The sequence below is a fragment of the Carboxylicivirga sediminis genome (genome assembly GCF_018156225.1).
GTDB lineage: Bacteria > Bacteroidota > Bacteroidia > Bacteroidales > Marinilabiliaceae > Carboxylicivirga > Carboxylicivirga sediminis.
Map to the genome: position 1 here is coordinate 13,873 of NZ_JAGTAR010000027.1, position 25,515 is coordinate 39,387.

The following is a 25,515-nucleotide window of genomic DNA, read 5'->3' on the forward strand; positions in this document are numbered from 1 at the left end:
TGTAATGTATGTACATGATTGTTGGATATGAGAAAAAATATATCGGAATACTTAACGATCAAATAATGTGTTGTTTGTGTATAATGTATATATCCTTAGCTACCTTGCCTGAATTAGTGTGAATAGGGCTTACTAAGAGCTTATACACAAATCATTTTTACTTATCTTTAATCCCTGTGGATTGATAATTATTCGCAATGGTGCTGTTGATAGAGGAGATGATAGAATTATTTATTGCTAACCGATAGATTTTATATGCCCATACTGAGTTCAATTATATCACTGGTTAATGCCCGAAGATTATCTCAAATAGATCACTTTAAGAAAAACCCTGAGGAAGTGCAGCAAGCAGAGTTGCGTCGTTTGCTTGATTCAGCAAAGCATACGACCATAGGGAAAGAGTTTGAGTTTAAAAGTATAGCAGGCTATAGTACTTTTGCAGAGCGTGTACCTGTTCAGGACTATGAAGGTTTACGTCCTTATGTTGAGCGATTAAGAGAAGGGGAGAGTAATTTACTCTGGCCTGGTGATATTAGATGGTTTGCCAAGAGCTCTGGTACCACCTCTACCAAAAGCAAATTTATACCAGTGACCAAAGAGACACTGGAAGATTGCCATTTTAGGGGAGGTAAAGATGTGCTGGCATTGTACCTGCAGAATAATCCTGATTCAGATATGTTTAGTGGTAAATGCCTGACCTTGGGTGGTAGTCATCAGATCAATAACTTCAGTAATGAAAGTTATTACGGCGATTTATCAGCTATCTTGATTGAGAACCTGCCTTTCTGGACACATTTTGCCCGGACACCCGAACAATCCATTGCACTAATGGATGAATGGGAGGCCAAGCTGGAGAAAATTACCGAGACAACCATTAAAGATAATGTAACCTCGCTGGCGGGTGTACCCAGTTGGTTTCTGGTGCTGATTAAGCATTTGCTCAAGCAAACCGGAAAATCCAATTTATTGGAAATATGGCCAAATCTGGAATTGTTTATGCATGGGGGCATCAACTTTACACCTTATCGTAAGCAATATAAAGAGTTGATACCGACGGATAAGATGAATTACATGGAGACCTACAATGCTTCAGAAGGATTCTTTGGTATTCAGGATGATCTGAATGATCCGGGTATGCTGCTGATGCTTGATTATGGGGTGTTTTACGAGTTTATTCCCTTAAATCAGATTACCAGTCCACATCCGGATGCCAGAACCATTGAAAATGTGGAAATGGGCGTTGATTATGCCATGGTGATTACAACCAATAGTGGATTATGGCGTTATATGATTGGCGATACGGTGCGATTTACTTCCTTACGCCCCCATAAAATCATCATCACCGGAAGAACCAAGCATTACATTAATGCATTTGGTGAAGAACTGATGATTGAGAATGCCGAGCGGGCCCTTGATAAAGCTTGTGCAGCCACCAATGCGGTTATTAAAGAGTATACGGCTGCGCCCGTTTTTATGGGTGAAGAAACAAAAGGTGCACACGAATGGCTGATTGAATTTGATACCATGCCTGTATCGCTTGAAAACTTTACCGAACTGCTTGATAAAACCTTGCAGGAAGTGAATAGCGACTATGAGGCGAAGCGTTACAAAAACATCACGCTTGAGGGACCAAAAGTGACGGTGGCCAGACACCATTTGTTTATGGATTGGCTAAAGAGTAAGAATAAACTGGGCGGACAGAATAAAATACCTCGCCTGGCTAATAACAGGGAATATATTGACGAATTACTGAAGTTAAACCATTAGAAACGAAAAGATATGCACATTGCGGTAGCAGGGAATATTGGATCAGGTAAAACATCGTTAACCGAATTGCTCGCTCACCATTTTGGATGGGAAGCGCATTTTGAAGATGTGGATGAAAATCCTTATTTGCCAGATTTTTATGAAGATATGAAGCGCTGGTCCTTCAATTTGCAAATCTACTTTCTAAAGAGCCGTTTTTCATCGGTACAGGAAATTCGGAATACAGGAAGAACCGTTATTCAGGATAGAACCATTTATGAAGATGCCTACATCTTTGCGCCCAACCTGTTTGATATGGGTTTGATGAGCCGTCGCGATTTTGAAAACTATGAATCGTTATTTGAGTTAATGAGTAGTTTGGTGCAACCGCCAGATTTACTGATTTACCTGCGTGCTTCAATTCCTACTTTGGTCAACCAGATTCAATTACGCGGACGGAATTACGAGAACAATATACGTCTCGAATACCTCAAGCGACTCAACGAACGTTACGAAGCATGGATTGAAAAATACAATAAAGGCAAACTACTTATTATTGATGCTAACGAAATAGACTTTATCAAAAACAAAGCTGATTTGAGCATGATCATAGATAAGGTAAATGCCCAGTTACATGGCTTGTTTTAAAGGCCGAATAATAAACCAATATTGATACTTATTTGGTTTTGCTTCTCATGCGGATTCTCTGTGTAATCCGGTTCAGCATCCGGATAATAAATGGCTTGCATGTTAGTGATGATATCCATTTGCACATGGATATCCAGCATAGTTTTTTTCGATAATTCAACCAGAAGACCAAGTTGTGGTGCTACACCTGGCTTCCATACTTTAGCAGTGTATTTCACCGACTGGTTAGTAAGTCCATTCGAGGCAAAATCAATGGTATTCATCATGTAGTAAGCGCCAAATGATAAACCTATGTAAGGCCGCACTTCATCGTGACTAAAATAATAGGTTCCATTGGCCAGCAAACGAATGGTTTGGTACGAAGCGCTTACTTCCCCATATTGCTGCACATTCCAAAAGTCGCTACCATCCTGAAGCTGATAGCCTAAATCACAACCCAATGAAAGACGTTCGTTGTAGAACCATTTGCCCATAATGGCAGCCTGCCATCCATTTTCAGCAACATCCTTAAAGCCCAACTCATCCGATGAGCGTCCAATATTTGTAGGAAATGAATAGCCTATTTTACCACCGAGAAAATAATCCTGAGCCACAGTATGACTGATGAATAAAACAAAAAGTAACAGAATTGCTGATAATCGCATAACGTCGTTTGAAGCATTAGCTGTGAAAATAAAAAATGTTTATTAGTTTTAGTCAATATTATAACTAAAAACCTGAGGGATCCACTAATTGAATCCCGAATTAAATCTTTAACCTATGTCAGTTTTAGGAAATATCATCTGGCTGCTGTTTGGAGGCCTGTTAACAGCTATTGAATATTTTGTGTCTAGTCTTATATTGATGCTCACCATTATAGGTATCCCTTTCGGATTACAAACCATGAAGTTGGGTATTCTGGCACTCTGGCCATTTGGCAGTCAGGTAGTAGATAAGCCACAAGCCAGTGGTTGTTTAAATACGCTAATGAATGTCATCTGGATTTTCATTGGAGGCATCTGGATCTCTATATCTCACCTGATTTTTGGAATTCTCTTAGCTATCACCATTATTGGTATTCCATTTGCGCGCCAGCATTTTAAACTGGCCCATATTGCACTGGTGCCGTTTGGTAAAGAGGTGAGGTAAACATTATATAACTAGAGACTACATTGGTATGGCATGCAATAGGCATTGTGTGCTGGATTATTGCGCTTCAGAGGTTGATGCTATTGAAGATTATGAAATACTTTATAAAGAAAAGTTTATTACTGGGCTGTTTTGGTTTGAGCTTATTTGCTTGTAAGGTTTTTAAGATGGAACAGGTGCCTGAGAGTTTTGCCTATATATATCAAAGTGAGCAGGAAAAACCATTGTATGCAGGTCAGACGGAGATAGAAGTGGACCCAGAAGCTTTTTCTATACGGTTTGTGTGTGGCAGATTTGATGAAGTTGAGCAGCAGTTTTATAATATGCGCATAGCGGCTTTTTTAAGCGAAAGCCAAATGCCCAACATATATCCAGGCATACCTGCAGATTCGCTGCCATGTTTTGGGGCTGGTACCGGAATGGCTCCGTCTCAAAACGAAAAGTATGAAGTGCTAAACATTAACTCCAATGCACATCATTATCTTTTTTATCAGGATGAAACCAGTAACAGAGTTAAGCTTCTTTCAGAGAAGGATGAGCAGCTAATGCTCGAATTTGAAGTGGATTCATTAGGCTTTTGGGGGCATAATGAGGAAATGTCGCAAGCTCGTTTGAGCGAGTTTTATTTATTGCTTTATAAAGATGCGAACCTCAATAGGCGAATTGACGAAGGAGAGTGGAGTAAGGTAACCATTCGTTTAAAGGGTAATTACCGGGAGTGGAGTCAGCCATTCTGGAATCAGCAGGATAGTTTGGGACAAACGCCACTACACCATTTGTTTTTATTAAATCAATGGGCTGATTGTGGTGATAGGCAACGACTCTCTATCCTTGAGCAGGCCTGTATGTTGCCTGAAGTCAATCTGAATTTGCAGGATGCATATGGTAATACAGCTTTGCACTATGCGGTTGGGAACTACTATATGCATGATGTGGAAGCAGGCAGACGCTGTAATAAAGGGCATGATTTAAGACTTATTCAAGCGTTGCTTCATCACGATGGATGCGATGTGAACCGTACCAATTACTACTATTGCAATAATCCGTTACAAGAGTATTTGATGGCTTATGAAACCGGTGTTAATCGCATCAGTCAACGAGGTGTTGAGCTGATTAAACTTTTTCTGCAACGAGAGGGATTAAACCTCAATCATCAAAACAACGTGCTTTTTACGGCTTATGACTACGCCGAACGTAAGAATTGGCTGGATGATGTCAATGATGAGCTTATTGAGCAGCTTAAAGCGGATAAGGCTTTTCATAAGGGGGCAACGTATGAGTTGTGGATGATGCTTAATCAGGTTGATTTTAATGTAACGGAATTGGATACTGCATTTTTTACTGAAAATATAAAGCTCTGCCTTGATTACAATGCCAATCCTAATGGACGGCAAGATGCATCAACACCATTGGCGGCACTTTGCGATACCCGTCACAGGCCCTATGGCTATGATGAAAATGAAATTGCTTCTAACATGCGATTACGAGCTGTGTTAATCAATCAGCTCATAAATGCAACCGGATGTGATGTTAATGGCCATGATGGAGAGGGCTTAACGGCTTTGCACCATGCTGTAAGAAATGATAATGCAGAGTTGGTAGAAGCGCTCGTTGAGAATAGCGATACAGACCTGAATGTTCAAAATGCTTTGGGTAATACCCCTTTGATGGATGCTTTGCAAAATCTGCGTTTTCGATTAAATGATGCAGAGCAAGCAAAAGATTGTATTAGGTGTCTGACTAATGAACTTGAACGGACTAATTTGCATTTAGTCAACTATGAAGGTCATACTTTAAGTGATTTGCTGAAAAGGCAGATTGGTGATAAAGCCAAAATTAGCTCTACCTTATATCCAGGACTGCATCAACTCTTAGTTGATTTAAATGAGAAAGTTGAACGATTGTTATAATCAAAAAAAAGGGCGCTCAACGAGTGCCCTTTTTAATATTGTATAGCTGTAGCAACAGAATTTACTCTATAACCTTCAGTTCTTTACCAATCTTAATGAAAGCAGCAATGGCTTTGTCCAGATGATGTTGTTCGTGAGCGGCTGACAACTGAATGCGTATGCGAGCCTGTCCTTTTGGTACAACAGGGTAGTAGAAGCCAATGACATAAATGCCTTCTTCTAACAGACGCGCAGCAAATTCTTGCGACAATTTTGCATCGTAAAGCATCAATGCTACAATAGCTGATTCGGTTGGCTTGATGTCAAAACCGGCCTCAACAATCTTAGTTTTGAAGTATTCAGCATTTGAAATCACTTTGTCGCGTAATTCTGTTGATTCAGTCAGCATATCAAAAATCTCTAACGCTGCACCAATGATTGATGGAGCCAATGAGTTAGAGAATAAATACGGACGAGAGCGCTGACGCAGCATGTCGATAATTTCTTTCTTACCGGTTGTGTATCCGCCTAAAGCACCACCTAATGCTTTACCAAGTGTACCGGTAATGATGTCAACACGATCCATGCAGTTATGGTATTCATGAGTTCCACGACCTGTTTTGCCGATGAAACCTGATGAGTGACTGTCATCAACCATCACTAAGGCATCGTATTTGTCGGCTAAATCACAAATCTGATTCAATTTGGCGATATCACCATCCATTGAGAATACCCCGTCGGTAACAATGATGCGGAAGCGTTGCGCCTGCGCGGCTTTCAACTGCTCTTCCAAATCAGCCATATCGGCATGCTTGTAACGGTAACGGGCTGCTTTACACAAACGCACTCCATCAATGATAGACGCGTGGTTCAGTTCGTCTGATATAATAGCATCTTCAGCTGTAAATAATGGCTCAAATACACCACCATTAGCATCAAAGCAGGCTGCATATAGAATGGTGTCTTCCATGCCAAAGAATTCAGCAATTTTTGCTTCCAGCTGCTTGTGGATATCTTGTGTGCCACAAATAAAGCGTACCGATGACATACCATAACCGTGTGTGTCTAATGCTTTCTGAGCAGCTTTTACAACACGCGGATGTGAAGATAAGCCAAGGTAGTTGTTGGCACAAAAGTTAAGTACCGGCTCACCGCCCTGAACATTAATCTCGGCACCCTGAGGGGTAGTAATAATGCGTTCGTTCTTATACAGACCAGATTCCTTGATGACTTCAATTTCCTTGGTCAGAAAATCCTGAAATTTACCGTACATGACTATCGTTTTTCGTGTGATTAATCGATTTTAATTTTCAAAAGTACGGGCATTGAAACTAAAGAACAATGACTAAAAGCACTTTTTTACTTACGAATTAATTTAATTCGTCTTTTATAAGCTTTTGAATGTTAGTCCACGTACTTTCATTCATTTTCGGTCCGATTACCTCAATAACATGTCCCGAAAGGATAGAACCGATTCTACCACATTTTTCCAAAGGCAATTCCTGGATAAGACCGAATAAGAAACCAGAGGCATATAAGTCACCAGCCCCGGTTGTGTCAATGCTTTTAGCGGGAATAATACCTACTTTAACTATTTCGTTGGAGCGTTTAATCATTGAGCCTTCTTTGCCAAGCTTAAGAATGGCTACCTGTGTGCCTTGTGCCAATTGCAGAAGTGCCTCTTCACCTTCTTTACCTGTATAGGCTTTGGCTTCCTCTTCGTTGGCAAATACAATATCCACATAGTTATGGATTAAGTTAGTCAGAAACTCCAGATTATCCTCAACTACATTGAAACTTGCCAAATCGATGCTGGTAATTAAGCCATTGGCTTTGGCCAGTTGGTAAGCCTTTTCAATCAGTGCTTTGTTCTGCACCAGGTAGCCTTCTACATGAAAGTATTTATAGCCTTTGAACAGTTCCTCGGCCAAATCATCCTGCGATAATTCAACTGCAGCACCCAGGTAGGTGGCAAAGGTGCGTTCCGAATCAGGACTAATCAGTGCATTGGCGTGTCCGCTTTGTGTATCTGATTCCAGCAGGTGAGGGGTAATGTTATGGGCTGTCATGTCGGCTTTAAAAACTTGCCCCAACTCATCTTTACCTATCTTGCCAATGAAGCCGGTTTTAACACCCAGGCTGGCCAGGCCATGAATAGTATTAGCAGCAGAACCGCCGCTAGCCAAATCTTTTTTAATATGAGAAGTTGCTTCCTTCACTTTTAGGGCTGCAGCTTCATCTACTAACTGCATACTTCCTTTTGGTAAATTCAATTCATCTAATAATTGGTCGTTTTCCAGTATTGCCAGCACATCTACCAACGCATTTCCTAATCCTAATACACTGCTCATCCTTAATCGTTTAATATTTCCGGGTAAATTTATTCTAAAAATTTTCGACAAAGATATTGCATATTTTGAAGATTCCTTATAGTTTTGCAACGCATTTGACGAAAATGCCTCCTCAACAATGGGGTTCAAGACATCTTGAAATTCAAATTCCCTAGTAGCTCAGTTGGTTAGAGCGGCGGACTGTTAATCCGTAGGTCGTAGGTTCAAGTCCTACCTGGGGAGCTTTAAAAAGCTTAAACGAAAGCTTTGATTGAAAATATTTTCCCTAGTAGCTCAGTTGGTTAGAGCGGCGGACTGTTAATCCGTAGGTCGTAGGTTCAAGTCCTACCTGGGGAGCTGAAAAGCCATCTCAATAGAGGTGGCTTTTTTGTATATGTTTATTTTGGTTGTAATTAACTGAAGTTGTCTTAATCTATGGCATTTCTGGCAAAGGAAAAACATTGCATTCACGAGCTTTTTCAATAGCATGCTTTGGATGTATTAGTTTTATGCCCTCTTCAGATGTTGAAGATGTAGATGTAATAATATCAATCACTTCTGGGGGACTTAATTTAGGATTGATGCTGAGCATTTTTGCTGCCAGATTTGTTACTTGGGGTGAAGCCATTGAGGTTCCTGAAAATGCAATTACATCTCCGCCAGGCACTACACTTTCCACTTCATATCCATTGGCATATACATCAACGCTTTTACCTTCTGTGGTAAATGAGGTTTTTTTTCCGGCTTTATCCACAGCACCAACAGTAATAAGGTTGGGGTAGTTTAAGCTGGACGGAAAATCTGCAGCGAAGTCAACATCATTGTTGCTGTTACCAGCGGCACAGATAAAAAGTATGTCTGGATTTGAGGCTACAGCTTCTGTAAACGCCTTTCTTTGGATTTCAAATAACTTCTGACCATAGGTTTTTCGCTCTTCATCGCTTTTTCCATACCCATGCATTTCAAGTGGAGCAATAAACTCCTGATTGAGATCAATGCCCCAACTCATATTTACCACTCTTACATTGTTTGTTTTGAAATACTGGATTGTCTCAGTATACATTTTCGCCCAATTCAATGTTTTTTCGTCGTTTGGCAATTCTGGCATTAGCTTATGGTCAAAGGTTAATCGGGCAGAAAGTACTTTTGCCTTAGGATTGCCTTCAATGGCAATACCCGCTACATGTGTCCCATGTGCATAATTGGAATATAGTATGAGTTGTTCGAAGTAGGCCTCAAACTCTTCCGGAGGCACCAATGCGAATTCCTTTTTTAATGCAGTTGCTTCATCAGAAGATATATTGGCAAATATATCCATCAATCCTTTTAATGAGGCTTTTGCATCTTCTTTATTTTTCGCCTTATTGCCTTGTGAGTGCAGTAATGAAGTTGTTTTTAATCCCTCAAGGTTAAAGGCCACACCATGTATGTCGTCAACAAAACCATTGTTGTCGTTATCAATATTGTCTGGCTTTTCGTTGATGTTGGTCCAACGCTTTGACTCGGGCATAGCATCCATATCTACGCCTGTGTCCCATATGCCAATAGTTACATGCTTATTATCCGGATGATTATCCATGGAGACATTCCTGTCCGTCCAAATGTCAACCATCACCTCTTTGGTTCCGTACTTCTCCAGATTGCTGACATAGTTTGTGTATATAATATCTTTATATGGGAAGAAATAAGTAATATCGGCGTATGTGCCAACTAAAGCAAAGGCGATTTCCTGAGGTACATTGCCCTTGTTTTTATCAAGTGCAGTTTGTACGGTTCCTTTTAGAGGGGATATAGCAATATTCTTACTCCATATCTCAAGAATGCCTTTGAATTCTTCAACGTCTTCTTGTACTATGGAAAAGTCAACGTTAAGAAAAAAATCATCCAGATATAAGTTAATTGCTTTTTCACAGGCTTCAAGATTTTTCGCATCACATTTAAGCATCGCATTGGCAATAGATTCCATGCTTTTAGCTCTGATTAGTTTTGCAGATGCTTTGTCGGAATACTTTCTTTCTTTTTCGATGCATTCAATGACGGTTTTGTAATCATTTTCAATAAAAGCAATATCTCTCAACTTGGCATAAATATCACGTTTGCTGGCATTGTCATTGATTTCGTATGTTGCCAGGACGTTAAGCAAATCTGTTTTAATCTGCTGAGCTAGATGAAGTACTTTTTGCTCATCCTGAATAAATGCAAGGGCATCATCAACTACAAGCTCGTAAGAGTGTTTGGGGAGGTCTTCGGCCTTATTAATAACAATTTTTTCTTGTGCCGTTAATCTTACAGGACCGATGTGGAATAGTATCAGCACCAATAATACAACTGTTTTCATGACAATAATTTTTAGTGATTCCAGGGTGTTTAAAATCGAAGAAAAAAGAAAATACAAAATTACATCAAGGCTTGTGACCTGTCAATGTGAATGGTAAGGATTACTTGGCAGAAAATAACAGGCAATAAAAAAGCCACCCGAAAGAGGTGGCTTCAAATGCTTTGTTGATAAATTAAATGTCGAGGTAGATTGATAACCCTACCGAAACCGGATACAGTTCTGGCCCCTTGTTTTCTTCAAATAATGTAGAGAAATAATAGGTGCCATATAGATTGATGGCCCTGTAGCCGATGCGCACCATGCCACCATACCTGAACTTCTGCAGATTGTAGGCGCCTTTTTTCTTTTGTTTGTGTGGGTCCTCGCTGTCATCATAGACAATGCGATTGTACGAGTTGATGCGCATGCCACCAATACCACCAGCTGAAATATAGAAAGGCTGACGACGGTGGTTGGTCGGTATTTGAAACTCCATTAGTAATGGCACGTTCAGGTGTGTCGTTACCAGTTTGTTTTTATCCAGTGGACGAGCCGCATCCTCAAAGCTGATGTTGCCATTGGCATCTTTGGTCAGGATAATGGGATTCGAAAAGTGATAGTTGTTCCATTCTATTCCCAGACCAGTTACAAGACCAATATTACCCCTTCGATCCAGACCAATGCTCCATTGCAGGGCATTAATGGCAAAACTGTTGGAACGGCCACTGTTGAGTTCCATAAATGAATCGTCGGCTGGCAGATTGGTGCTGCCACTATAGGTGACATAATTGTTAAAGCCAAACTCAACACCTGTGTAATGGCCTTTAAATCGGCGATGGTATTCCCGGTATTTATCCCTGTTTCTTCCACCTATTTCGATATAAGTATTTTTGCCTTTTTCATTGATAACAATGTCGCTGCCTAAAACTTTAATGTGTGTTTTATTGCCATCCTCGTCTTCAACGATGATTTCTTTTTCATTCCGTTCAGTCACAGATGATTGTGAATTGCTTCGACTATAGTCATTCTCAGGAGCCGGTAAATCAAGCGGATGTCCCATTTCATCAATCCAAATCATTTGACCATCGAGCAGGGCTTTGGCCTTGCCATCTTCATAGGCCCATATGTGCGTATAGATGGGCGGGATTATTTCATTGCCGGTGGTATCAATATAACCCACCTTGCCATTTTTCAGCACACGTGCCTTGCCATCTTCAAAGGCCCATATCTGCTGGTATTCGCAAGGAATTATTTCATTTCCGAGGCTATCGATATAGCCCACTTTACCATTTTTGAGTACGCGTGCTTTGCCATTTTCAAAAGCCCATATCTGCTGGTATTGGCACGGAATGATTTGTTCGCCTTGCTTATTAAAGTAACCCAGCTTGCCTTGTTTTAGTACTTTAGCCAATTCGTCGCTAAAAGGCCATACCTGATCGTATTCGGCTGGGATAATTATCTCTCCGCTGATATGGTAAACGCCGGCTTTACCTGATTTTAGCACTCTGAAAAAGCCATCATCATCCAGGTTCCAAACCTGATTGTACTCGCAAGGCACAATAATCTGACCGCCTGCCTTGATGATGCCCACCTTTCCGTTTTTCATCACCCGATAAATACCGGATTCGATCTCCCAGTGACGCTCGTAAATGGAGGCGACCTCAGGTGTGATGGTTTGGGCACTCAGACTAAGAGATGTCAATAGTAGCGTTAACAGTATGGCAGCAAATTGCTTCAGCATAGTACAGCTTGTTTTAGAATTGAACTAATGATAAACCAATGGTAAATGGGTATAATTCGGGTCCACGATTTTCGGTGTAGAAGGTAGAGAAATTGTAGCTTGCATATAGGTTAATGAAGCGATAGCCCACTCTTACCATAGCACCATATTGAAAGGGTGTCAGGTTAATGTCGTCTTTCCCTTTGTCTTTCGTACGGTTGCCATTTTCTTTATATACCAGCTTGGTATGACCTCCAATTTTAAAACCGCAGTAGGGGCCTGCCGAGATATAGAATCGATGAAACGGTTCGGACGATGGAAACTGGTATTCGAAGAGCAGAGGAATATTAATAAATGATGTCGTTATCTTATTCTTTTCAACACTTCGTTCAGCTGGTACAGGTACACCTATTGTTTGACCGGTTTCAGTATCGCGTTCAAACGTATAAGGTTGGTCGGTGCGGTAGTTGTAGAACGTCCAGCCGGCGCCTAGTACCATGCCAAAATTGTTTTTGTGGCGCTGAAGACCAATGTTATACTGGAGGAAATTAATACTGAAGGTCACCGATTTAGAGCCATTTAAATCCATAAACAAGGCATCTGAGGGAAGATCTGTTGAGAAATCGGATGTCATGTAGCCATTGAAGCCGATATCACATCCTGCCCAATGGCCCTTAAATTTTTCGCGTGGTACACGCACCATGCGAATACGTGAGCGATTATAGTCCTCAATAACTTCAAAGCGACGACTACCAATGGTTATTTTAGTGATGGTGTCGTTGAATTCATCGACTTCCACTTTAACACCTGGCGCTTTTACAATGCTCTTGCCATTTTTTTCTTCTACACTGACAACACTTTTGCTTTTTTCTTTTTCCTGGGCATTGGTATTGCCAAGAACAGCTAGGGTAAAGGCTGCCAGCAATACTATTTTGAGTGCTTTCTTCATAGTTATTTGTGTTTAATTCATTAATCAAAAGTAGGACGACAGTTGCGGTTTATTTGTTACAGCGATATTGTTGACTTGCGATAGCTAAAGTGATAAAACATTAGTATATTGTATTTTATACCTCTAAATAAATTCTTATGCACGTCGCTATATTCATCGGAAGTCCGCGCTATAATGGTAATACCTCTACCATGGCATCCATCTTATCCACCTCATTGATTGAAAAAGGAGCTGAGTGTCGCAGCTTTCATTTGTACAAGCATAAAATAGAGCCCTGTCTCGATTGCAGGCTTTGTAAGCTGGACGACATGACCTGCGCCCAATTAGATGATATGACAGTTCTTTATGAAAACATTGAGTGGGCTGATGTCATAATTTTTGGAACCCCGATTTACTGGTTCGGGCCTTCGGCACAGACTAAGTTACTCATTGACCGGTTCCGACCTTACTTTGCCAATAAAAAGTTGTATGGCAAGCGGGCCGCACTGTTATTGCCAGCAGGCTCAGGCATGGGAGATTGTGATGTGACTATTGAGCAATTTCAACGGATATTTAAGGCCTTGGGCATGATTTATATTGATACGGTGGCTATACAGGCCTATGATGAAAATGATGTGCGTGATGATGAACAACATCATGATCAACTTCGTGATTTGGTAGATAAAATTATGACCGAAGAAATGGCTTAATAGCTCTTTCAACTAAAAAAGTAGTGAAAAGTTTTTGCAGTTGAGAATTAAGCCATATATTTGAACTAACAATTTAGTTGAATAGAATGAAGGAATTGACCAAAGCAGAAGAACAGGTGATGCAGAAACTATGGGAACTGGGCAAAACCAATGTTAAAAGCATCATAGACCTCATGCCGGAACCCAAGCCGGCATACAATACCGTATCTACCATTGTGCGCATTCTCGAGAATAAAGGCTTTGTCGACCATGAAAAGTTGGGCAAAGGATACGTGTATTTTCCAGTTGTGTCTAAAGAGAGTTACAAGAAAGTGTTTATGAAGCGCTTTATGTCTAATTATTTCCAGGATTCATTTAAAAATATGGTGTCTTTCTTTGCCAAAGAAGACAAGATGGACATAAATGACCTGGAAGAATTACTGAATGATGTAAAAAAAGATTTGGATAAAGAAGACTAACACATTATGAACCTAATCGTTAATTACTTATTTGAATCGTCGCTGATTTTGGGCTTGCTAACAATCTTTTACAGGTTTGTATTGCACTATGAACCAAGGTTTAAATTTAACCGCTTCTACTTGCTGCTATCGCTTATGGCGGCAGCAGTGGTGCCATTGCTCACATTCAGCTTTTACCGCACAATTACGCCAGAAGGCAATGTGTATGTAGGTAATGTACTGGGAGCCATTACGGTTTATGCCCAAAACACGAAAGAAGCGGTGGTGCCTGTTGTGGCGCAATCATCAGCTTTTAAATGGTTGTATATGGTTGGTTGCCTCGGTTTGTTGTTGCGCTTGCTTTATGGGTTTGTCCGATTGGGCGGATTAGCCGGTAAAGTGAAGTTGGTTAGTTTCAATGGATACAAAGTGGCTGACCTGCCCGGTCAGTTTAATCCATTCTCATTCTTTAATGTGGTGTTTGTGAATCAGTCGCGTTACTCCGAAAAGGAGCTGGAGCAGATTATGATTCATGAGCTGACACATGTTCGGTTAAAGCACAGTTGGGATGTGCTTTTACTCGAATTACTGCTAATTGTTCAATGGTTCAATCCCTTTGCGTGGTTCCTGCGCAGCATGCTAAAGGAGCTACACGAGTTTCAGGCGGATAAGCAGGTGCTCGATAAAGGTTATTCAGCTAAAAGTTACAAGGAGTTGTTGTTGTTTCAGGCTACGGGTGCCCGCTTGTTGCCGGTTAATAACTTCAACCAGTCGCTTACTAAAAAACGATTTACCATGATGAAAAAAGATAATATTCAAAAGTTATTGGGCCTTAAATCAGTGTTTGCCATTGTTACGATGACGATGGTGGCTGTACTATTTGCCTGCGAGCTGCGCGATGAGGAGCCTGCCATGACTGAAGAGGCAATAGAAATAAAAGAAGTTGTAGAAAACACCAGTGCACAATTAAAAACAGTTTCTGGACCGGTTTTCTTTGTGGTGGAGGAGATGCCCGAGTACCCGGGTGGAGAAGAAGCGTTGCGCAACTACATTGCCACTTCGGTTAAATACCCGGAAATAGCTAAAAAAGCCGGGGTAAGTGGTCGTGTTTATGTGACATTTATTGTTGCCGATGACGGTTCTGTAAGAGATACAAAAATTGCCCGTACAAGTGGTTTTAGTGTGTTGGATGATGAGGCTCTGCGTGTAGTTTCTGAAATGCCAGAATGGCAACCTGGTAAGCAAAGCGGGAAAGCGGTTAATGTGAGCTTTACGGTGCCAATTAATTTTGCTCTAAACGATGATCAATTTCAACCAGGGACAACTCAAAAGAAAGGTGTTGCTTACGAGGATATGACCGAAGAACAGAAAGCCCAGGTTATTGAGCAATACAGGAAAAAAGGATGGGAAGTGAGCTTCAACGAAGACGGTTCTCTCAATCTAAAACAGATTGTAACGGAAAAGGGGACCGCAACGCCAATCAAGTAACAAACAATTTATAATGTAAAGGACGTAATGTGCAGAGACTTCTCAATGTGCATTACGTCTATTTTTTTGTGCTTGGGCATCTGGACGGTGCTATCGAAGTTCAGATGGCTTATCCACCGGTAACTCACAGGTCTTATTTTGGCACTTATAAATTAACGTTGCGCCTTCTTTAAAACGGTCCTGTAGTACTGCTAGTTTTGATACTCCGTCAACTGAACCGGCATAAATGCCGCCTGACCGCAACTGCTGCTGTAGCTCTTTTCTGTAGGCTGCTGCCTTACTGCCTGCAATTACCAGCTCCTGACGTTTATCCTGCAGATAGGCCAGCAATGCCCACTGTGCATAATAGGTGGGGTGTTCTTCCGCTGTTTTAGTCATCCTGGCGATCAGCCCTTTGGCAATTGCTTCATACTCCGGCAGGTGAATGAGCTGGTGCAGTCGTATCAGGTTATTGGCCATAGCACCAACTGACGAGGGGATAACATTATCCTGCACATCCGTTTTGCGGGCAATCAATTGTTCGCCACTTTTGGCGGTGTAATAGAATACCTGCGCAGTGGCATTGTAAAACTCACCAATGGTATAGTCCGCCAGTTCTTGGGCTGTATGCAGGTAAGCCTCATTAAAAGTTACTTCGTATAGACTGATAAGCGCATCAAGCATAAAGGCATAATCATCGAGGAAGGCTGTAATTTTACTGACGCCATTTTTGGTGGTACGCAGCAAGCTGCCATCCGGTTGGTGCACCTGCTCAAGCAAATATTTCATGGCGCTTTCAGCCATTTGCAGATAGGCCTCTTCTCCAAAAGCCTGGTAGGCTTCACAAAGACTTGTTATCATCAGCGCGTTCCACGAGGTGAGGGCCTTATCATCCAAACCGGGTCGAACACGATGCGCTCGGGCTTTAAAGAGTTTCTCCAGGGCGGTGTTAATGCGTATGTTAAAAGCTTTAGGGTCCAGCTGATGCTGGCGGGCATAGGCTTCGCGGGTTACATCGCCATGCAATATATTGTTACCGTTTTCCCAGTTACCATTTTCGGTAATGTTGAAATAGCGGAAGAAATGCTCATCATCGCCCAGGAGGGTTTTCAACTCAGAATAATCCCATACATAAAAAAGGCCTTCTTCGCCCTCGCTGTCGGCATCCAGTGCCGAATAGAAGATACCTTCGGGCGATGTGAGTTCGCGTTTCACAAAGGCAATGCTTTCCAGCACTATTCGTTTATACAATTCATCATGCGAAGCTTTATAGGCCTGGCTATACAGGGCAATCAGCTGCGCATTATCGTAGAGCATCTTCTCAAAGTGGGGCGCAAACCAGCGCTCGTCCACCGAGTAACGGGCAAAGCCGCCACCAGCCTGGTCGTATATGCCGCCTGATGCCATGCGATTAAATGTGAGGTGTACAAAAGAAAGCAACTGCTCATCTTTTTCCATTACGGCTGTCTGATGAATCAGCTTTAGTGCTACCGGCATCGGGAATTTTGGAGCGCCTCCAAAGCCACCATGCTGTTCATCAAAGCGGGTACTGCTTTTTTGCACCGCCTGGTAAATGTTGGGGGTGACATCATGGTTTGCTACAGGTATCTCCAGCTGTTGGATGCCTTTGGTCAGGCCTTCGGCTTGTTGTAGCAGCTTGTCTTTGCCATTGGTATTTAGTTCGGCCAGCTGCTGCAATACAGCCATCCATTGAGCTTTAGGGAAATAGGTGCCACCCCACACCGGACGGCCATCGGGCAGTGCAAAACAGTTTAAAGGCCATCCGCCCCTGCCGGTCAGCATCTGCACGGCTTCCATATAAATCTGGTCTACATCAGGCCGTTCTTCTCTATCCACCTTAATACAGATAAAATGCGCATTCATCAATTGGGCGACCTCTTCATCCTCAAACGATTCATGCTCCATGACGTGGCACCAGTGGCAGGCCGAATAGCCCACACTAATCAGCAGGAGTTTGTCTTCATCTTTGGCCTTCTGTAATGCTTCATCGCCCCAGGGGTACCAATTAACCGGATTATGGGCATGCTGTAATAAATAGGGGCTGGTTTCGTGTATTAATTGATTAGTGTGCATAGATGTATTATTTTGTGGTAACGAACAGCTCCATACTATCACGATGAGATTGAGTACAGATATGGCAGTCCTGTTAGTCATTTAAGAACAACAGATGGCCGTATCCGAAGTTCACTCGCTTTAGAGGATATCGCTTGGCTGTTGGGGCAATAAGTTTGTAATAAATAAGTTAGTATAATGAAGTGCAGTCTGGTGCTGCTTATCGACCAATCTATGATTTCACGATACACGATATTGCTACTCATCCTGATGGTATTGGCCGGGTGCACCGGCATCGATACCGATAAACTGTCGGATGACCTGGAGTACCGGCCCAACCTGTCGGTACCGCTCGGCAAATTGACGGCGCAGTACGATGAGGTGTATGAGTTGCCGGTTGACTTGCCTGATCCCATTGACTCGGAACCGGTGAGTTGGGAGGAGAGGGAAATAATGTATTTCGATTTGGAAGCCTCCATCTCGGAGCGAAAATACATCCTGTCGATGCTCCTGCAGTTTGATATAGTCAATCGCTACCCCGCAGCCATGGCCGTGGAGCTATACCTGGTTGATGCATTGGGGGAGATAATAACGCTTACTACATCACCCATTGAACTGGAAGCGGCACAGATTGATGAAAGTGGCGCCATTGTGCAGCCGGCCAGTACTGATCCATATCCTTATCAGCTGCCGTTAAGCGACGAACAGATTGATGCTTTGCTGGACGCCCGGGCATTGATTGCTGAAGGAGTGGTGAAAGACATCCTGCTCAGCAACGCCATAGTCAACAGTTTTTCATCGTATCAGCTGGATGCTGCCATAGGCGTGCAGGCACAGGTGGATTTTAGTATTAACAATAACTAAATGAAGCAGCTGTCCTACTATATTGTTATTCTTGGGCTGCTGGCTTTTGTTCATGTGGCTAAGGCACAACAAAACCTCACCCTGTTTCTGATGCACGATGTGCCGCAGGCCAACTTTGTGAACCCGGCCGTTACCTACCAATGCGATTGGATCGTAGGGGTGCCGGCTTTAGCATCGCTGCACAGTAATTACAACAACAGTGCGTTTACCGTCAATGATGCCCTGCGCTACGATGCTGCTACTGACTCCAGCTATGTGAATTTTGATAAGGTAGTGAATCAGCTCGATAACACCGAGATAGTGGCATCCACTGCGCATTACACCCCTTTGTATGCCGGCTTCTGGTTAAAGAATAACTGGATAACCTTTTCGGTAACTGAGAAGGTGACGGCTTTTAATACCATGCCCAGGGAGGCAGCCGAACTGCTGTGGTATGGCAATACGCGTTTTGTGGGGCGCGAAGCTTCGTTGGATGGCCTTCGTATGAGTGGCTATCACTACCGCGACTATGCGCTGGGTATTGCCCGAAAGGTATCAGAGCGATTACAGTTGGGTATGCATGCCCGATTACTATTTGGCAAAGGAAGTATGTATACACCCAAAACGGTGGGCGGACTAGCGACCAATGCCACCAATTTTAATCTGTTGATTGATTTGGATACCAAAGTGCATACCTCATTTCCGATAGAGGTGGAGCTGGATGATGAAGGATATGTTAACAGCATTGACCTGCAGGATGATATTGACTGGCGACAGTACATGATGAATGCCAAAAACCTGGGGATAGGGTTCGACTTTGGTTTTATCTATGAGCTGGATGAGCGCACAACCCTATCGGGCAGCCTGCTAAACCTGGGTGTGATAGGCTGGAAAACTGATGTAAATAGTTTTGTGTCTGACGGCACTTTTGAGTTTACCGGTACCGATTCATCTACCGATTTTAACAACGGCAATTATGCGCAAGAACTGGGCGACAGCCTGCGCCATCAGTTCTTACCCGTACCTGATAATAATACCTTTACCACCCGCCTGACGCCTGAAATGTACCTGGGTGCCACCCGCAACTTCACCAACCACCTGAATGCCGGTGCGGTATTCTACAGCCGGATATATCGTAACCGCATCATGCCGGCATTTACCTTGTCGGCCAACACCTATAACTACAAAATGCTGAATGGCTCCTTGTCATACACAGCTATCAATGGCGACTATATGAATATTGGGGCCGGACTGGGGCTTAAGCTGGGTGTTTTCCACTTGCATGCGGTGAGCGATAACCTGCTTGGCTTTTTAAAGCTTGAGAACCAACGCAACCTCAATCTGCGTTTTGGGCTGAGCATTGTACCCCGCTGCGATGAACCACGCAATGAGGTGCAAAAAAGCAAAAAGGGCATCAGCGCCCTGCCATGCTACCAGGATCCGTATGCGAAAGGCCGCCGGAATAGGCGCTAGTGGTTGGCTTTAAGTTTATCTGTACTTTTTACACAAAGTTGATAATCTTCTTTTTTCTAAAAGGCAATCCCCCTAATTATTAATTTATTATGCGAATCAATAGTTAAAAATTGCTTAATATACACTTTCAACCCATATCAGGGTTGTTTTCTCACCATATTGATAACCCCGCGCTTCGCACGGGGCTATTATTGTTAATGTCCTACGGACATTTTTTCTGAAAGTCGCAACGACTTGCTAAGCATCTGTGAGATGCTTAGCAAGTTTTCTTTCATACCTGTTGGTGTTTCCCTGTATCATGAAAGTTTTTATCACGAAGGGATTTAATATTAATAACAGAACCCCGGAGTGGGTTCAACTATTGATTCGCATGTATTTTAACCTCCATAAACCGTCCTCCCCAAGGTGGAAATGCCTTAGGTCATTGAATAGTGCGCTAAGGTGAATGGGTACAGATTTTTTAAAACACAAGTTATATCTCTTTACAAAGCACCATCATGACTTTTCCTCACTACGTTTATGCTTTTTTGTAAGCAGGTTTTTGAATTTTCCTCATGAGGTTTCTTGACTTTAACCCGGGTTAAAACTAATTTGTACTATGGTAAAAAAGTAATATGACCCGGGTTAAAATCAAAAAGTATAAGAAGACAAAACAATAACTGTCCTTATAAAAATTCATAAACCTACTGAGACATGACGATTAATTACAAGAAGGTAAAGCAAATTGTTAAGGATAAGAACGGGAATGAGAAAGAGGTGTATTATGCGCGCTCGTGCCAGCGACGTAAAATTGATTTGTATGATTTAGCAGAGCGCCTTGCCAGCTATAGCATATTATCACCGGTGGATATACACAGTGTTTTAATTGGGTTAGCCGATGTCATTCCTGAGTATTTGATGGATAACAAGTCGGTGGACTTGGGCGATTTGGGCATCATCAGTCTGCACCTGAGCAGCCACAGCGAAGAAACCGAAGAGGCAGTGACCTGGCGTTCCATAAAGGATCTGAAGGTGCAGTTCAGAGCTGGTGTGCGTTTTAAAAAGAAGCTAAAGCACGCCAGTTTTAAGTTGGTGAAATAATTTTGATACAAAAAAGGCTCGCATCTTATTGAGATAATCTAACTCAAGATGCGGGCCTTATAACAAAAGGCCGTATGCATATTCAGAAAAGCAGATAAAGCTATGAGATATTTATTGTGGATTCTTCTGTTAATACCTTCGTATTGCCTGGCGCAGAATGTGGCTGAAAGAAAGGGAACATTAAAGGCAGGCATAGGATTAGGGTATAACGAAGGGTATCAAGAATCAGGGCTGGGGCTGGTTTACACAATTGGCTGGCAAAAGGCGATTGATAGTCAGGAGCGATTACGAATCAATCCCAACATCTTGTTTGGAGGATTTACACCTCTAATGATGACTGATAAACGCGATCAGTATATACGCTCAGGCAGCTTTGGGTGCCATCTGTATTACGATATGCTGCAAGGTAAGCACCTGTCGTTATTTGCTATGGCGGGAGCTTATGGCAATTACACCAGGGGATTGCTGGGCGATGGCGAATTTAATACTGGCTCAGAGTACTATCATAAGTTTTATGCTGGTGGTACAGCTTCATTGGGGATAAGGGTTTATAATCCGTCAAAGCGGATAGGTTATGAAATAAGGCCGCTGACCTTTCAATATGGCAGTAACCAGCATTTTATGGGCTATGTAATGGTCAGCATTGATTTTCAAATCAGGCGATAACTGTTTGTGGTGAAATGCAAATAAGGCTCGCACCTTATTGATTTAATGTACATCAAGATGCGAGCCTTATATTTTGGTTATAACAAATCTTCTTACTTCAGCAGCTTATCCATTCTGGCTGCATCGTCCTTTTGTTCCAGCCTGAGGTAGGTGTTTTTCAGGTATCTGATATAGGATTGGTCCTGTGGATTCATCTGGCGCAGCCTGATAAAGGTGTCGCGTGCAATACGAAAATCAGCTGATACCTTTTTAAGGTCGCGACGCAGGTAAGCATAGGTAGTGGCATTTTTGTTTTTATTGTACTTAGCCATTTCATACTTATATCTGTCTTCGGCTTTGTTGTAATAATACCTGGCTTTCCATTCCAGGGCCGCTTCATAATCTGGTTGTTCTTTAATGAGTTCATTGCAGGTTTTAACAGCTCTGCCTGCATTACCGGTTGCTTCCAGCGCTTTAATGTAGGTGAGTTGTGCTTCCTTCGAAAGTACGGCTTCTCCTTTGCTCTCATAGGCTGCAACAACTGCCTCACTATTTTCGTTGGCAGCATTCAGAAACACCTGACGTTCAGCTTTCAGCTTCAGCAATTCCGGGGTAGTGATTTTGTCTGCATACGATTGCCACAGGGCTAACTCCTGGTCGGTGCGGCCTTCGCGCTGTAAAAGTTGTGAGTATTCGGCCACTAATCCAATATTAGAATCATCTTTCAATAGCTGGTCATAAATGGCAGTAGCCTCATCGGCTTTATCTATCTGGGCGCAGCTTTGTGCCTGTTTAATCAAGAGGTCTTTACTGACCTCTACATTGTTGCTAGCGGCTAATTGGATATATTCAGCATAAAGAGTATATGCTTTGGTGTAGTCTGCCTGGTTAAAAGCAGCATCCGCTTCTGAGAGAATAGTGGGTAACTTAGCAGTAGGATTGCAAGCCGCTAATATAGCAATGGATAGTATGAATAATACCTTCTTCATTATAAACGTGTTTTGGTGTTTGTGCGACGAAGATACAATCAAAAGCCGTGCCTGACAAATACAGCAACTTGGCAAAGGGCTGAGAAATGCCCTAATGCAGCATAAATTGATGACCCATTTTTTGCAGGATAAGCCGGGGATGGTGATGGACTGGCTGCAGCAGGGAATCAGGAGGTAGTGGTTGGTGAAGCGATTCAATACTGACATTGGCAATGCCTTGGCGGTAAAAATCTAGCTCGCGGGCAGCACGTTCGCTAACATCAATGATGCGGCCTTTGATAAAAGGGCCCCGGTCGCTGATGGTAACCACCACACTTTTCTGATTCTCCAGGTTGGTGACGACCAGCTGTGTGCCAAAGGGCAGGGTGCGATGGGCGGCTGTCATGGCGCTATTGGAAAAGACCTTGCCGCTGGCTGTTAGCTTTCCTTCGAAATGACTCGCATAGTAGGAGGCTTTGCCGGTTTGGTAGAATGCTTGTGCCTGGCTCCACAGGCTAACCAGCAAAAGCAGTAACACAAGCAGTGCACGCATCTTATTTGACTTTAGCCACACCACCCGATACAATAAATTTCATCACATCGGCCGGATGGGCGTCAATGGGTTTTACATTCTCACTTGGTACAACATATAGCTCTCCTAAAATACCATAGGAGCTGGGCAGGTAAACAGCAAGTTTGTCTTTAATACCCAGTTCGTTGAGGTCGGATGCGGTGATAAAGCCAAACCGTTCCATAATGCCTTCTTTATCCAGGGTAACCAGCACAGGGCGCTCAAACTTACGCTCTTTACCCACAAAAGCTGATAATAAATCCTTCACCGAGGTGTAAATCACTTTAATCAAAGGAGCTTTCTTCAGGCCGCGTTCAAAGCGATTCTCGATAGGAGCCGTAATCAGTATCTGTCCAATAAAACCAATGAAGGTGATGCACAGGATGATTACCAGCAAACCCAGACCTGGGAAGTTAAACTGAGCATAGGGTTCGTGCTGAAATACCTCCAGATCACGCAGCAGACCATCGAGCCAGATAAAGGCAAATACAATGACATAAAGCGTAACCGCCAACGGTACTACATATAATAAACCCTGGAAAAAGAATTTGGCTAGTTTTTTCATTTCTTGAGTGTTTAACGCAGAGGCACAGAGCCGCTGAGTTATTAATAATTCATTCTTCTGCTGTCGATTTCTAATAATTTTACCACAAAATCAAAAGGCACTGGTGAGAAATATAAACCTCTGCACCTTTGCATCTCTGTGTTTATAATCTTTTATCTAAAGATGATACTCTTCTCTCACTTTCTTCGTCAGACTTTTAACAATCAATTCGTAAGAATGGTCTATAAGTTCCCTAAGCAAGTCATCTTTGATGGAGCCGTCGGCATATACGGTGTTCCAATGCTTTTTGTTCATGTGGTAGCCCGGTTGAATGGCCGGATATTCTTCGCGCAGTTCAATGGCACGTTCCGGATCGCACTTAAGGTTCATGCTAAACTCCTTGTCCAGGCTTGTTAGAGCAAACATTTTACCGGCGACCTTAAATACAAGCGTGACTTCATCAAAAGGGAATGTTTCGCTCACAGCCGGTTTGGCCAGGCAGTAGTCTCTGAATTCTTCAATATTCATATGATACTAATTTAGCTTTGGCAATATAACGAATAAGTATTTAAACGCAGAGACGCAGAGACGCAGAGGAATAATTTGATTTCTTTCTTTGCGTCTTCGTGTCTTTGTGTTGTTATTTTTTTTGCTGGATCACAAACCAGGATGAAAAGCTTCTTCGATATGTTCAATATCCCACTCCTCACCATTGGGTATTAGCGTGACTACATCAAAGCGTACTTCATTATCTATGCCAGTTTCATTTATGTAGGCTTCGGTGGCTTCTACAATAAAACGAATCTTACTATTGGTAATGGCTTCTTTGGGATTTTCCCAGCCATCTGAGGTTCGTGTTTTCACCTCAATCACCACCAGGTAGTCGTCGTGCATGCCAATCAGGTCCAGCTCTTTGTGGTTGTATTGCCAGTTGCGCTCCAGTATGTCAAAGCCTTTTTCTTCCAGGTAGTCAGCAGCTATGGCTTCCCCTGTTTTGCCCAGTTCGTTGTGTTGTGCCATCTGTTAAAAGCTTAATTGGCAGGAGCAGTTCTGGACGTTCAGATTCACACGCTTACCCAATATCAGGGGCTGGTTGAGGTGATTGTGTCCGGCTGGAAATCCAAACATTACCGGATAATCGTATTCTTCAACAGCCTCTTTGATGATTTCATAAGCCGTTTGGCCGTATGGGTCATCATTGTCCTTCATATCGGTAAAGTCGCCAACAATAATACCGCTTAATTCTTTAAGAAAGCCGCTCAGCTTTAGGTTTTGCATCATGCGGTCGAGGTGGTACAGGTATTCCGACAGGTCTTCGATAAACAGAATCTTACCATGAGGAGCAGGATCCAAATCAGTGGCACGTAAGGCATATATCAAAGAGAGGTTACCTCCTATCAGTATGCCATTGGCTTCACCCGTTCTGTTGAGCGGATGTGGTTTAAGCTGGTAATCGGGCAGCTCACCATGCAGCAGCTTAAACAGGTTCTCAACATCTTCCTCATCCTCCGATTTATCCGGAAAGTTTTTAGGCATCAGCCCATGGATAGAAGCCACACCTGCTTTGTTCTGCAAGGCGGCATGCAGCACCGTAATGTCACTGTAGCCTATCACCCATTTTGGATGCTCAAGATAATGCGTGAAATCAATTTGATCGATAATGCGGATGGTGCCATAACCTCCCCGTGCGCAGAATATGGCATCGATATCAGTACTGTTCAGCATGTGCTGCAAGTCGGCTTTACGGTGTTCGTCGTTGCCGGCATACTGGTAAAAGGAATTATAAGCATGCTCGCCAATAACCACTTTATAGCCCCGTTTGTGCAGGCACTTTTCGGCATAACGAATGATCTCTGCATCTACCTTACCGGCTGGTGCGACGATGCCAATGGTTGAACCTTTTTCGAGTGACTTAGGGAATATCATAACAGAAGTATCAAGATTTAAGATAAAAGTATCAAGATAATCTCTAAAACGAAAATAGTCTTGTGTCTTGAT

General features: G+C 42.6%; 24 protein-coding genes and 2 tRNA genes. 13 read left to right on the forward strand and 13 right to left on the reverse strand.

What is annotated here, in order from left to right; translation table 11 throughout:
• The first annotated feature begins 255 nt into the window (after nt 1-255).
• Nucleotides 256-1,767 (forward strand): GH3 auxin-responsive promoter family protein, encoded by a 1,512-nt coding sequence (locus KDU71_RS16185; RefSeq protein ID WP_212192137.1) that lies wholly within the window; start codon nt 256-258, stop codon nt 1,765-1,767.
• Nucleotides 1,768-1,779: 12 nt separating this feature from the next.
• Nucleotides 1,780-2,394: a deoxynucleoside kinase gene (locus KDU71_RS16190; protein WP_212192138.1), complete on the forward strand. Its 615-nt coding sequence runs from the start codon at nt 1,780-1,782 to the stop codon at nt 2,392-2,394.
• Here KDU71_RS16190 and KDU71_RS16195 read toward each other — a convergent pair.
• Nucleotides 2,391-3,038: a hypothetical protein gene (locus KDU71_RS16195; protein ID WP_212192139.1), complete on the reverse strand. Its 648-nt coding sequence runs from the start codon at nt 3,036-3,038 to the stop codon at nt 2,391-2,393. The genes KDU71_RS16190 and KDU71_RS16195 overlap by 4 nt on opposite strands.
• Before the next feature lie 115 nt (nt 3,039-3,153).
• Here KDU71_RS16195 and KDU71_RS16200 point away from each other — a divergent pair, with 115 nt between their 5' ends.
• Together KDU71_RS16200 and KDU71_RS16205 are read left to right on the forward strand one after the other, a co-directional pair.
• A complete protein-coding gene (locus tag KDU71_RS16200; protein WP_212192140.1) occupies nt 3,154-3,522 on the forward strand; it encodes a YccF domain-containing protein in 369 nt (122 codons plus the stop codon).
• A 92-nt stretch (nt 3,523-3,614) separates the two neighbouring features.
• Entirely contained in the window at nt 3,615-5,432 is a 1,818-nt protein-coding gene (locus KDU71_RS16205) for an ankyrin repeat domain-containing protein (RefSeq protein WP_212192141.1), read from the forward strand.
• 61 nt (nt 5,433-5,493) lie between these two features.
• Here the strand turns inward: KDU71_RS16205 and kbl are convergent, their stop codons facing one another.
• Both kbl and KDU71_RS16215 read right to left on the reverse strand, forming a co-directional pair.
• Nucleotides 5,494-6,684 (reverse strand): glycine C-acetyltransferase, encoded by a 1,191-nt coding sequence (gene kbl / locus KDU71_RS16210; RefSeq protein ID WP_212192142.1) that lies wholly within the window; start codon nt 6,682-6,684, stop codon nt 5,494-5,496.
• Between the two features lie 97 nt (nt 6,685-6,781).
• Nucleotides 6,782-7,762 (reverse strand): adenosine kinase, encoded by a 981-nt coding sequence (locus KDU71_RS16215; protein WP_212192143.1) that lies wholly within the window; start codon nt 7,760-7,762, stop codon nt 6,782-6,784.
• A gap of 148 nt (nt 7,763-7,910) precedes the next feature.
• Between KDU71_RS16215 and KDU71_RS16220 the strand changes: the two genes are divergently transcribed.
• Nucleotides 7,911-7,984, forward strand: a tRNA-Asn gene (locus KDU71_RS16220).
• 40 nt (nt 7,985-8,024) lie between these two features.
• Nucleotides 8,025-8,098, forward strand: a tRNA-Asn gene (locus KDU71_RS16225).
• A 76-nt stretch (nt 8,099-8,174) separates the two neighbouring features.
• Here KDU71_RS16225 and KDU71_RS16230 read toward each other — a convergent pair.
• From KDU71_RS16230 to KDU71_RS16240, 3 genes are all read right to left on the reverse strand, one after another.
• Complete coding sequence (locus KDU71_RS16230) at nt 8,175-10,079, reverse strand: S8 family serine peptidase (RefSeq protein WP_212192144.1); 1,905 nt, start codon at nt 10,077-10,079, stop codon at nt 8,175-8,177.
• Between the two features lie 172 nt (nt 10,080-10,251).
• Nucleotides 10,252-11,799, reverse strand: a complete 1,548-nt coding sequence (locus KDU71_RS16235; RefSeq protein WP_212192145.1) for a WG repeat-containing protein — start codon at nt 11,797-11,799, stop codon at nt 10,252-10,254.
• Nucleotides 11,800-11,812: 13 nt separating this feature from the next.
• On the reverse strand, nt 11,813-12,727 hold the full coding sequence (locus KDU71_RS16240) for a porin family protein (protein WP_212192146.1): 915 nt from the start codon (nt 12,725-12,727) through the stop codon (nt 11,813-11,815).
• Between the two features lie 137 nt (nt 12,728-12,864).
• Here KDU71_RS16240 and KDU71_RS16245 point away from each other — a divergent pair, with 137 nt between their 5' ends.
• The 3 genes from KDU71_RS16245 (at nt 12,865) to KDU71_RS16255 (ending at nt 15,341) form a co-directional block, all read left to right on the forward strand.
• Nucleotides 12,865-13,416: a flavodoxin family protein gene (locus tag KDU71_RS16245; protein ID WP_212192147.1), complete on the forward strand. Its 552-nt coding sequence runs from the start codon at nt 12,865-12,867 to the stop codon at nt 13,414-13,416.
• 86 nt (nt 13,417-13,502) lie between these two features.
• Nucleotides 13,503-13,874 carry a BlaI/MecI/CopY family transcriptional regulator gene (locus KDU71_RS16250; protein ID WP_212192148.1) on the forward strand — a complete coding sequence of 124 codons (372 nt, stop codon included), beginning with the start codon at nt 13,503-13,505 and terminating at the stop codon, nt 13,872-13,874.
• Nucleotides 13,875-13,880: 6 nt separating this feature from the next.
• Nucleotides 13,881-15,341: a M56 family metallopeptidase gene (locus KDU71_RS16255; RefSeq protein WP_212192149.1), complete on the forward strand. Its 1,461-nt coding sequence runs from the start codon at nt 13,881-13,883 to the stop codon at nt 15,339-15,341.
• Nucleotides 15,342-15,431: 90 nt separating this feature from the next.
• On the opposite strand, the gene KDU71_RS16260 is transcribed toward KDU71_RS16255, so the two are convergent.
• A complete protein-coding gene (locus tag KDU71_RS16260) occupies nt 15,432-17,414 on the reverse strand; it encodes a thioredoxin domain-containing protein (RefSeq protein WP_212192150.1) in 1,983 nt (660 codons plus the stop codon).
• A gap of 177 nt (nt 17,415-17,591) precedes the next feature.
• On the opposite strand from KDU71_RS16260, the gene KDU71_RS16265 reads away from it, so the two are divergent.
• The 4 genes from KDU71_RS16265 to KDU71_RS16280 all read left to right on the forward strand — a co-directional run bounded on the left by KDU71_RS16265 (nt 17,592) and on the right by KDU71_RS16280 (nt 21,455).
• The gene (locus tag KDU71_RS16265) at nt 17,592-18,257 is read left to right on the forward strand and encodes a hypothetical protein (protein ID WP_212192151.1); all 666 of its coding nucleotides are present in this window, start codon (nt 17,592-17,594) and stop codon (nt 18,255-18,257) included.
• Nucleotides 18,258-19,709 (forward strand): DUF5723 family protein, encoded by a 1,452-nt coding sequence (locus tag KDU71_RS16270; RefSeq protein ID WP_212192152.1) that lies wholly within the window; start codon nt 18,258-18,260, stop codon nt 19,707-19,709. It abuts the gene before it with no gap.
• 693 nt (nt 19,710-20,402) lie between these two features.
• The gene (locus tag KDU71_RS16275; protein WP_212192153.1) at nt 20,403-20,789 is read left to right on the forward strand and encodes an HU family DNA-binding protein; all 387 of its coding nucleotides are present in this window, start codon (nt 20,403-20,405) and stop codon (nt 20,787-20,789) included.
• A gap of 102 nt (nt 20,790-20,891) precedes the next feature.
• Nucleotides 20,892-21,455, forward strand: a complete 564-nt coding sequence (locus KDU71_RS16280; protein ID WP_212192154.1) for a hypothetical protein — start codon at nt 20,892-20,894, stop codon at nt 21,453-21,455.
• Between the two features lie 92 nt (nt 21,456-21,547).
• On the opposite strand, the gene KDU71_RS16285 is transcribed toward KDU71_RS16280, so the two are convergent.
• From KDU71_RS16285 to KDU71_RS16310, 6 genes are all read right to left on the reverse strand, one after another.
• Nucleotides 21,548-22,423, reverse strand: a complete 876-nt coding sequence (locus tag KDU71_RS16285) for a hypothetical protein (protein ID WP_212192155.1) — start codon at nt 22,421-22,423, stop codon at nt 21,548-21,550.
• Between the two features lie 91 nt (nt 22,424-22,514).
• Nucleotides 22,515-22,955, reverse strand: coding sequence for a septal ring lytic transglycosylase RlpA family protein (locus tag KDU71_RS16290; protein WP_212192156.1), 441 nt, complete (start codon nt 22,953-22,955; stop codon nt 22,515-22,517).
• Nucleotide 22,956: 1 nt separating this feature from the next.
• Entirely contained in the window at nt 22,957-23,538 is a 582-nt protein-coding gene (locus KDU71_RS16295) for a DUF502 domain-containing protein (RefSeq protein ID WP_212192157.1), read from the reverse strand.
• Between the two features lie 156 nt (nt 23,539-23,694).
• The gene (locus KDU71_RS16300; protein WP_212192158.1) at nt 23,695-24,045 is read right to left on the reverse strand and encodes an MmcQ/YjbR family DNA-binding protein; all 351 of its coding nucleotides are present in this window, start codon (nt 24,043-24,045) and stop codon (nt 23,695-23,697) included.
• Nucleotides 24,046-24,174: 129 nt separating this feature from the next.
• Nucleotides 24,175-24,537: a YraN family protein gene (locus tag KDU71_RS16305; protein ID WP_212192159.1), complete on the reverse strand. Its 363-nt coding sequence runs from the start codon at nt 24,535-24,537 to the stop codon at nt 24,175-24,177.
• Between the two features lie 3 nt (nt 24,538-24,540).
• Nucleotides 24,541-25,443, reverse strand: coding sequence for a S66 peptidase family protein (locus tag KDU71_RS16310; RefSeq protein ID WP_212192160.1), 903 nt, complete (start codon nt 25,441-25,443; stop codon nt 24,541-24,543).
• Between the last annotated feature and the right edge of the window lie 72 nt (nt 25,444-25,515).

Bases quoted from the DNA above. Each gene is read 5' to 3' on its own strand.
- KDU71_RS16280 (WP_212192154.1), top strand. From the start codon at position 20,892: ATGAGATATTTATTGTGGATTCTTCTGTTAATACCTTCGTATTGCCTG.
- KDU71_RS16235 (WP_212192145.1), bottom strand. From the start codon at position 11,799: ATGCTGAAGCAATTTGCTGCCATACTGTTAACGCTACTATTGACATCT.
- KDU71_RS16265 (WP_212192151.1), top strand. From the start codon at position 17,592: ATGAAGTGCAGTCTGGTGCTGCTTATCGACCAATCTATGATTTCACGA.
- KDU71_RS16255 (WP_212192149.1), top strand. From the start codon at position 13,881: ATGAACCTAATCGTTAATTACTTATTTGAATCGTCGCTGATTTTGGGC.
- KDU71_RS16190 (WP_212192138.1), top strand. From the start codon at position 1,780: ATGCACATTGCGGTAGCAGGGAATATTGGATCAGGTAAAACATCGTTA.
- KDU71_RS16260 (WP_212192150.1), bottom strand. From the start codon at position 17,414: ATGCACACTAATCAATTAATACACGAAACCAGCCCCTATTTATTACAG.
- KDU71_RS16310 (WP_212192160.1), bottom strand. From the start codon at position 25,443: ATGATATTCCCTAAGTCACTCGAAAAAGGTTCAACCATTGGCATCGTC.
- KDU71_RS16230 (WP_212192144.1), bottom strand. From the start codon at position 10,079: ATGAAAACAGTTGTATTATTGGTGCTGATACTATTCCACATCGGTCCT.
- KDU71_RS16250 (WP_212192148.1), top strand. From the start codon at position 13,503: ATGAAGGAATTGACCAAAGCAGAAGAACAGGTGATGCAGAAACTATGG.
- KDU71_RS16195 (WP_212192139.1), bottom strand. From the start codon at position 3,038: ATGCGATTATCAGCAATTCTGTTACTTTTTGTTTTATTCATCAGTCAT.
- KDU71_RS16200 (WP_212192140.1), top strand. From the start codon at position 3,154: ATGTCAGTTTTAGGAAATATCATCTGGCTGCTGTTTGGAGGCCTGTTA.
- KDU71_RS16285 (WP_212192155.1), bottom strand. From the start codon at position 22,423: ATGAAGAAGGTATTATTCATACTATCCATTGCTATATTAGCGGCTTGC.
- KDU71_RS16300 (WP_212192158.1), bottom strand. From the start codon at position 24,045: ATGAATATTGAAGAATTCAGAGACTACTGCCTGGCCAAACCGGCTGTG.
- KDU71_RS16295 (WP_212192157.1), bottom strand. From the start codon at position 23,538: ATGAAAAAACTAGCCAAATTCTTTTTCCAGGGTTTATTATATGTAGTA.
- KDU71_RS16185 (WP_212192137.1), top strand. From the start codon at position 256: ATGCCCATACTGAGTTCAATTATATCACTGGTTAATGCCCGAAGATTA.
- KDU71_RS16205 (WP_212192141.1), top strand. From the start codon at position 3,615: ATGAAATACTTTATAAAGAAAAGTTTATTACTGGGCTGTTTTGGTTTG.
- KDU71_RS16240 (WP_212192146.1), bottom strand. From the start codon at position 12,727: ATGAAGAAAGCACTCAAAATAGTATTGCTGGCAGCCTTTACCCTAGCT.
- KDU71_RS16290 (WP_212192156.1), bottom strand. From the start codon at position 22,955: ATGCGTGCACTGCTTGTGTTACTGCTTTTGCTGGTTAGCCTGTGGAGC.
- KDU71_RS16245 (WP_212192147.1), top strand. From the start codon at position 12,865: ATGCACGTCGCTATATTCATCGGAAGTCCGCGCTATAATGGTAATACC.
- KDU71_RS16270 (WP_212192152.1), top strand. From the start codon at position 18,258: ATGAAGCAGCTGTCCTACTATATTGTTATTCTTGGGCTGCTGGCTTTT.
- KDU71_RS16305 (WP_212192159.1), bottom strand. From the start codon at position 24,537: ATGGCACAACACAACGAACTGGGCAAAACAGGGGAAGCCATAGCTGCT.
- kbl (WP_212192142.1), bottom strand. From the start codon at position 6,684: ATGTACGGTAAATTTCAGGATTTTCTGACCAAGGAAATTGAAGTCATC.
- KDU71_RS16275 (WP_212192153.1), top strand. From the start codon at position 20,403: ATGACGATTAATTACAAGAAGGTAAAGCAAATTGTTAAGGATAAGAAC.
- KDU71_RS16215 (WP_212192143.1), bottom strand. From the start codon at position 7,762: ATGAGCAGTGTATTAGGATTAGGAAATGCGTTGGTAGATGTGCTGGCA.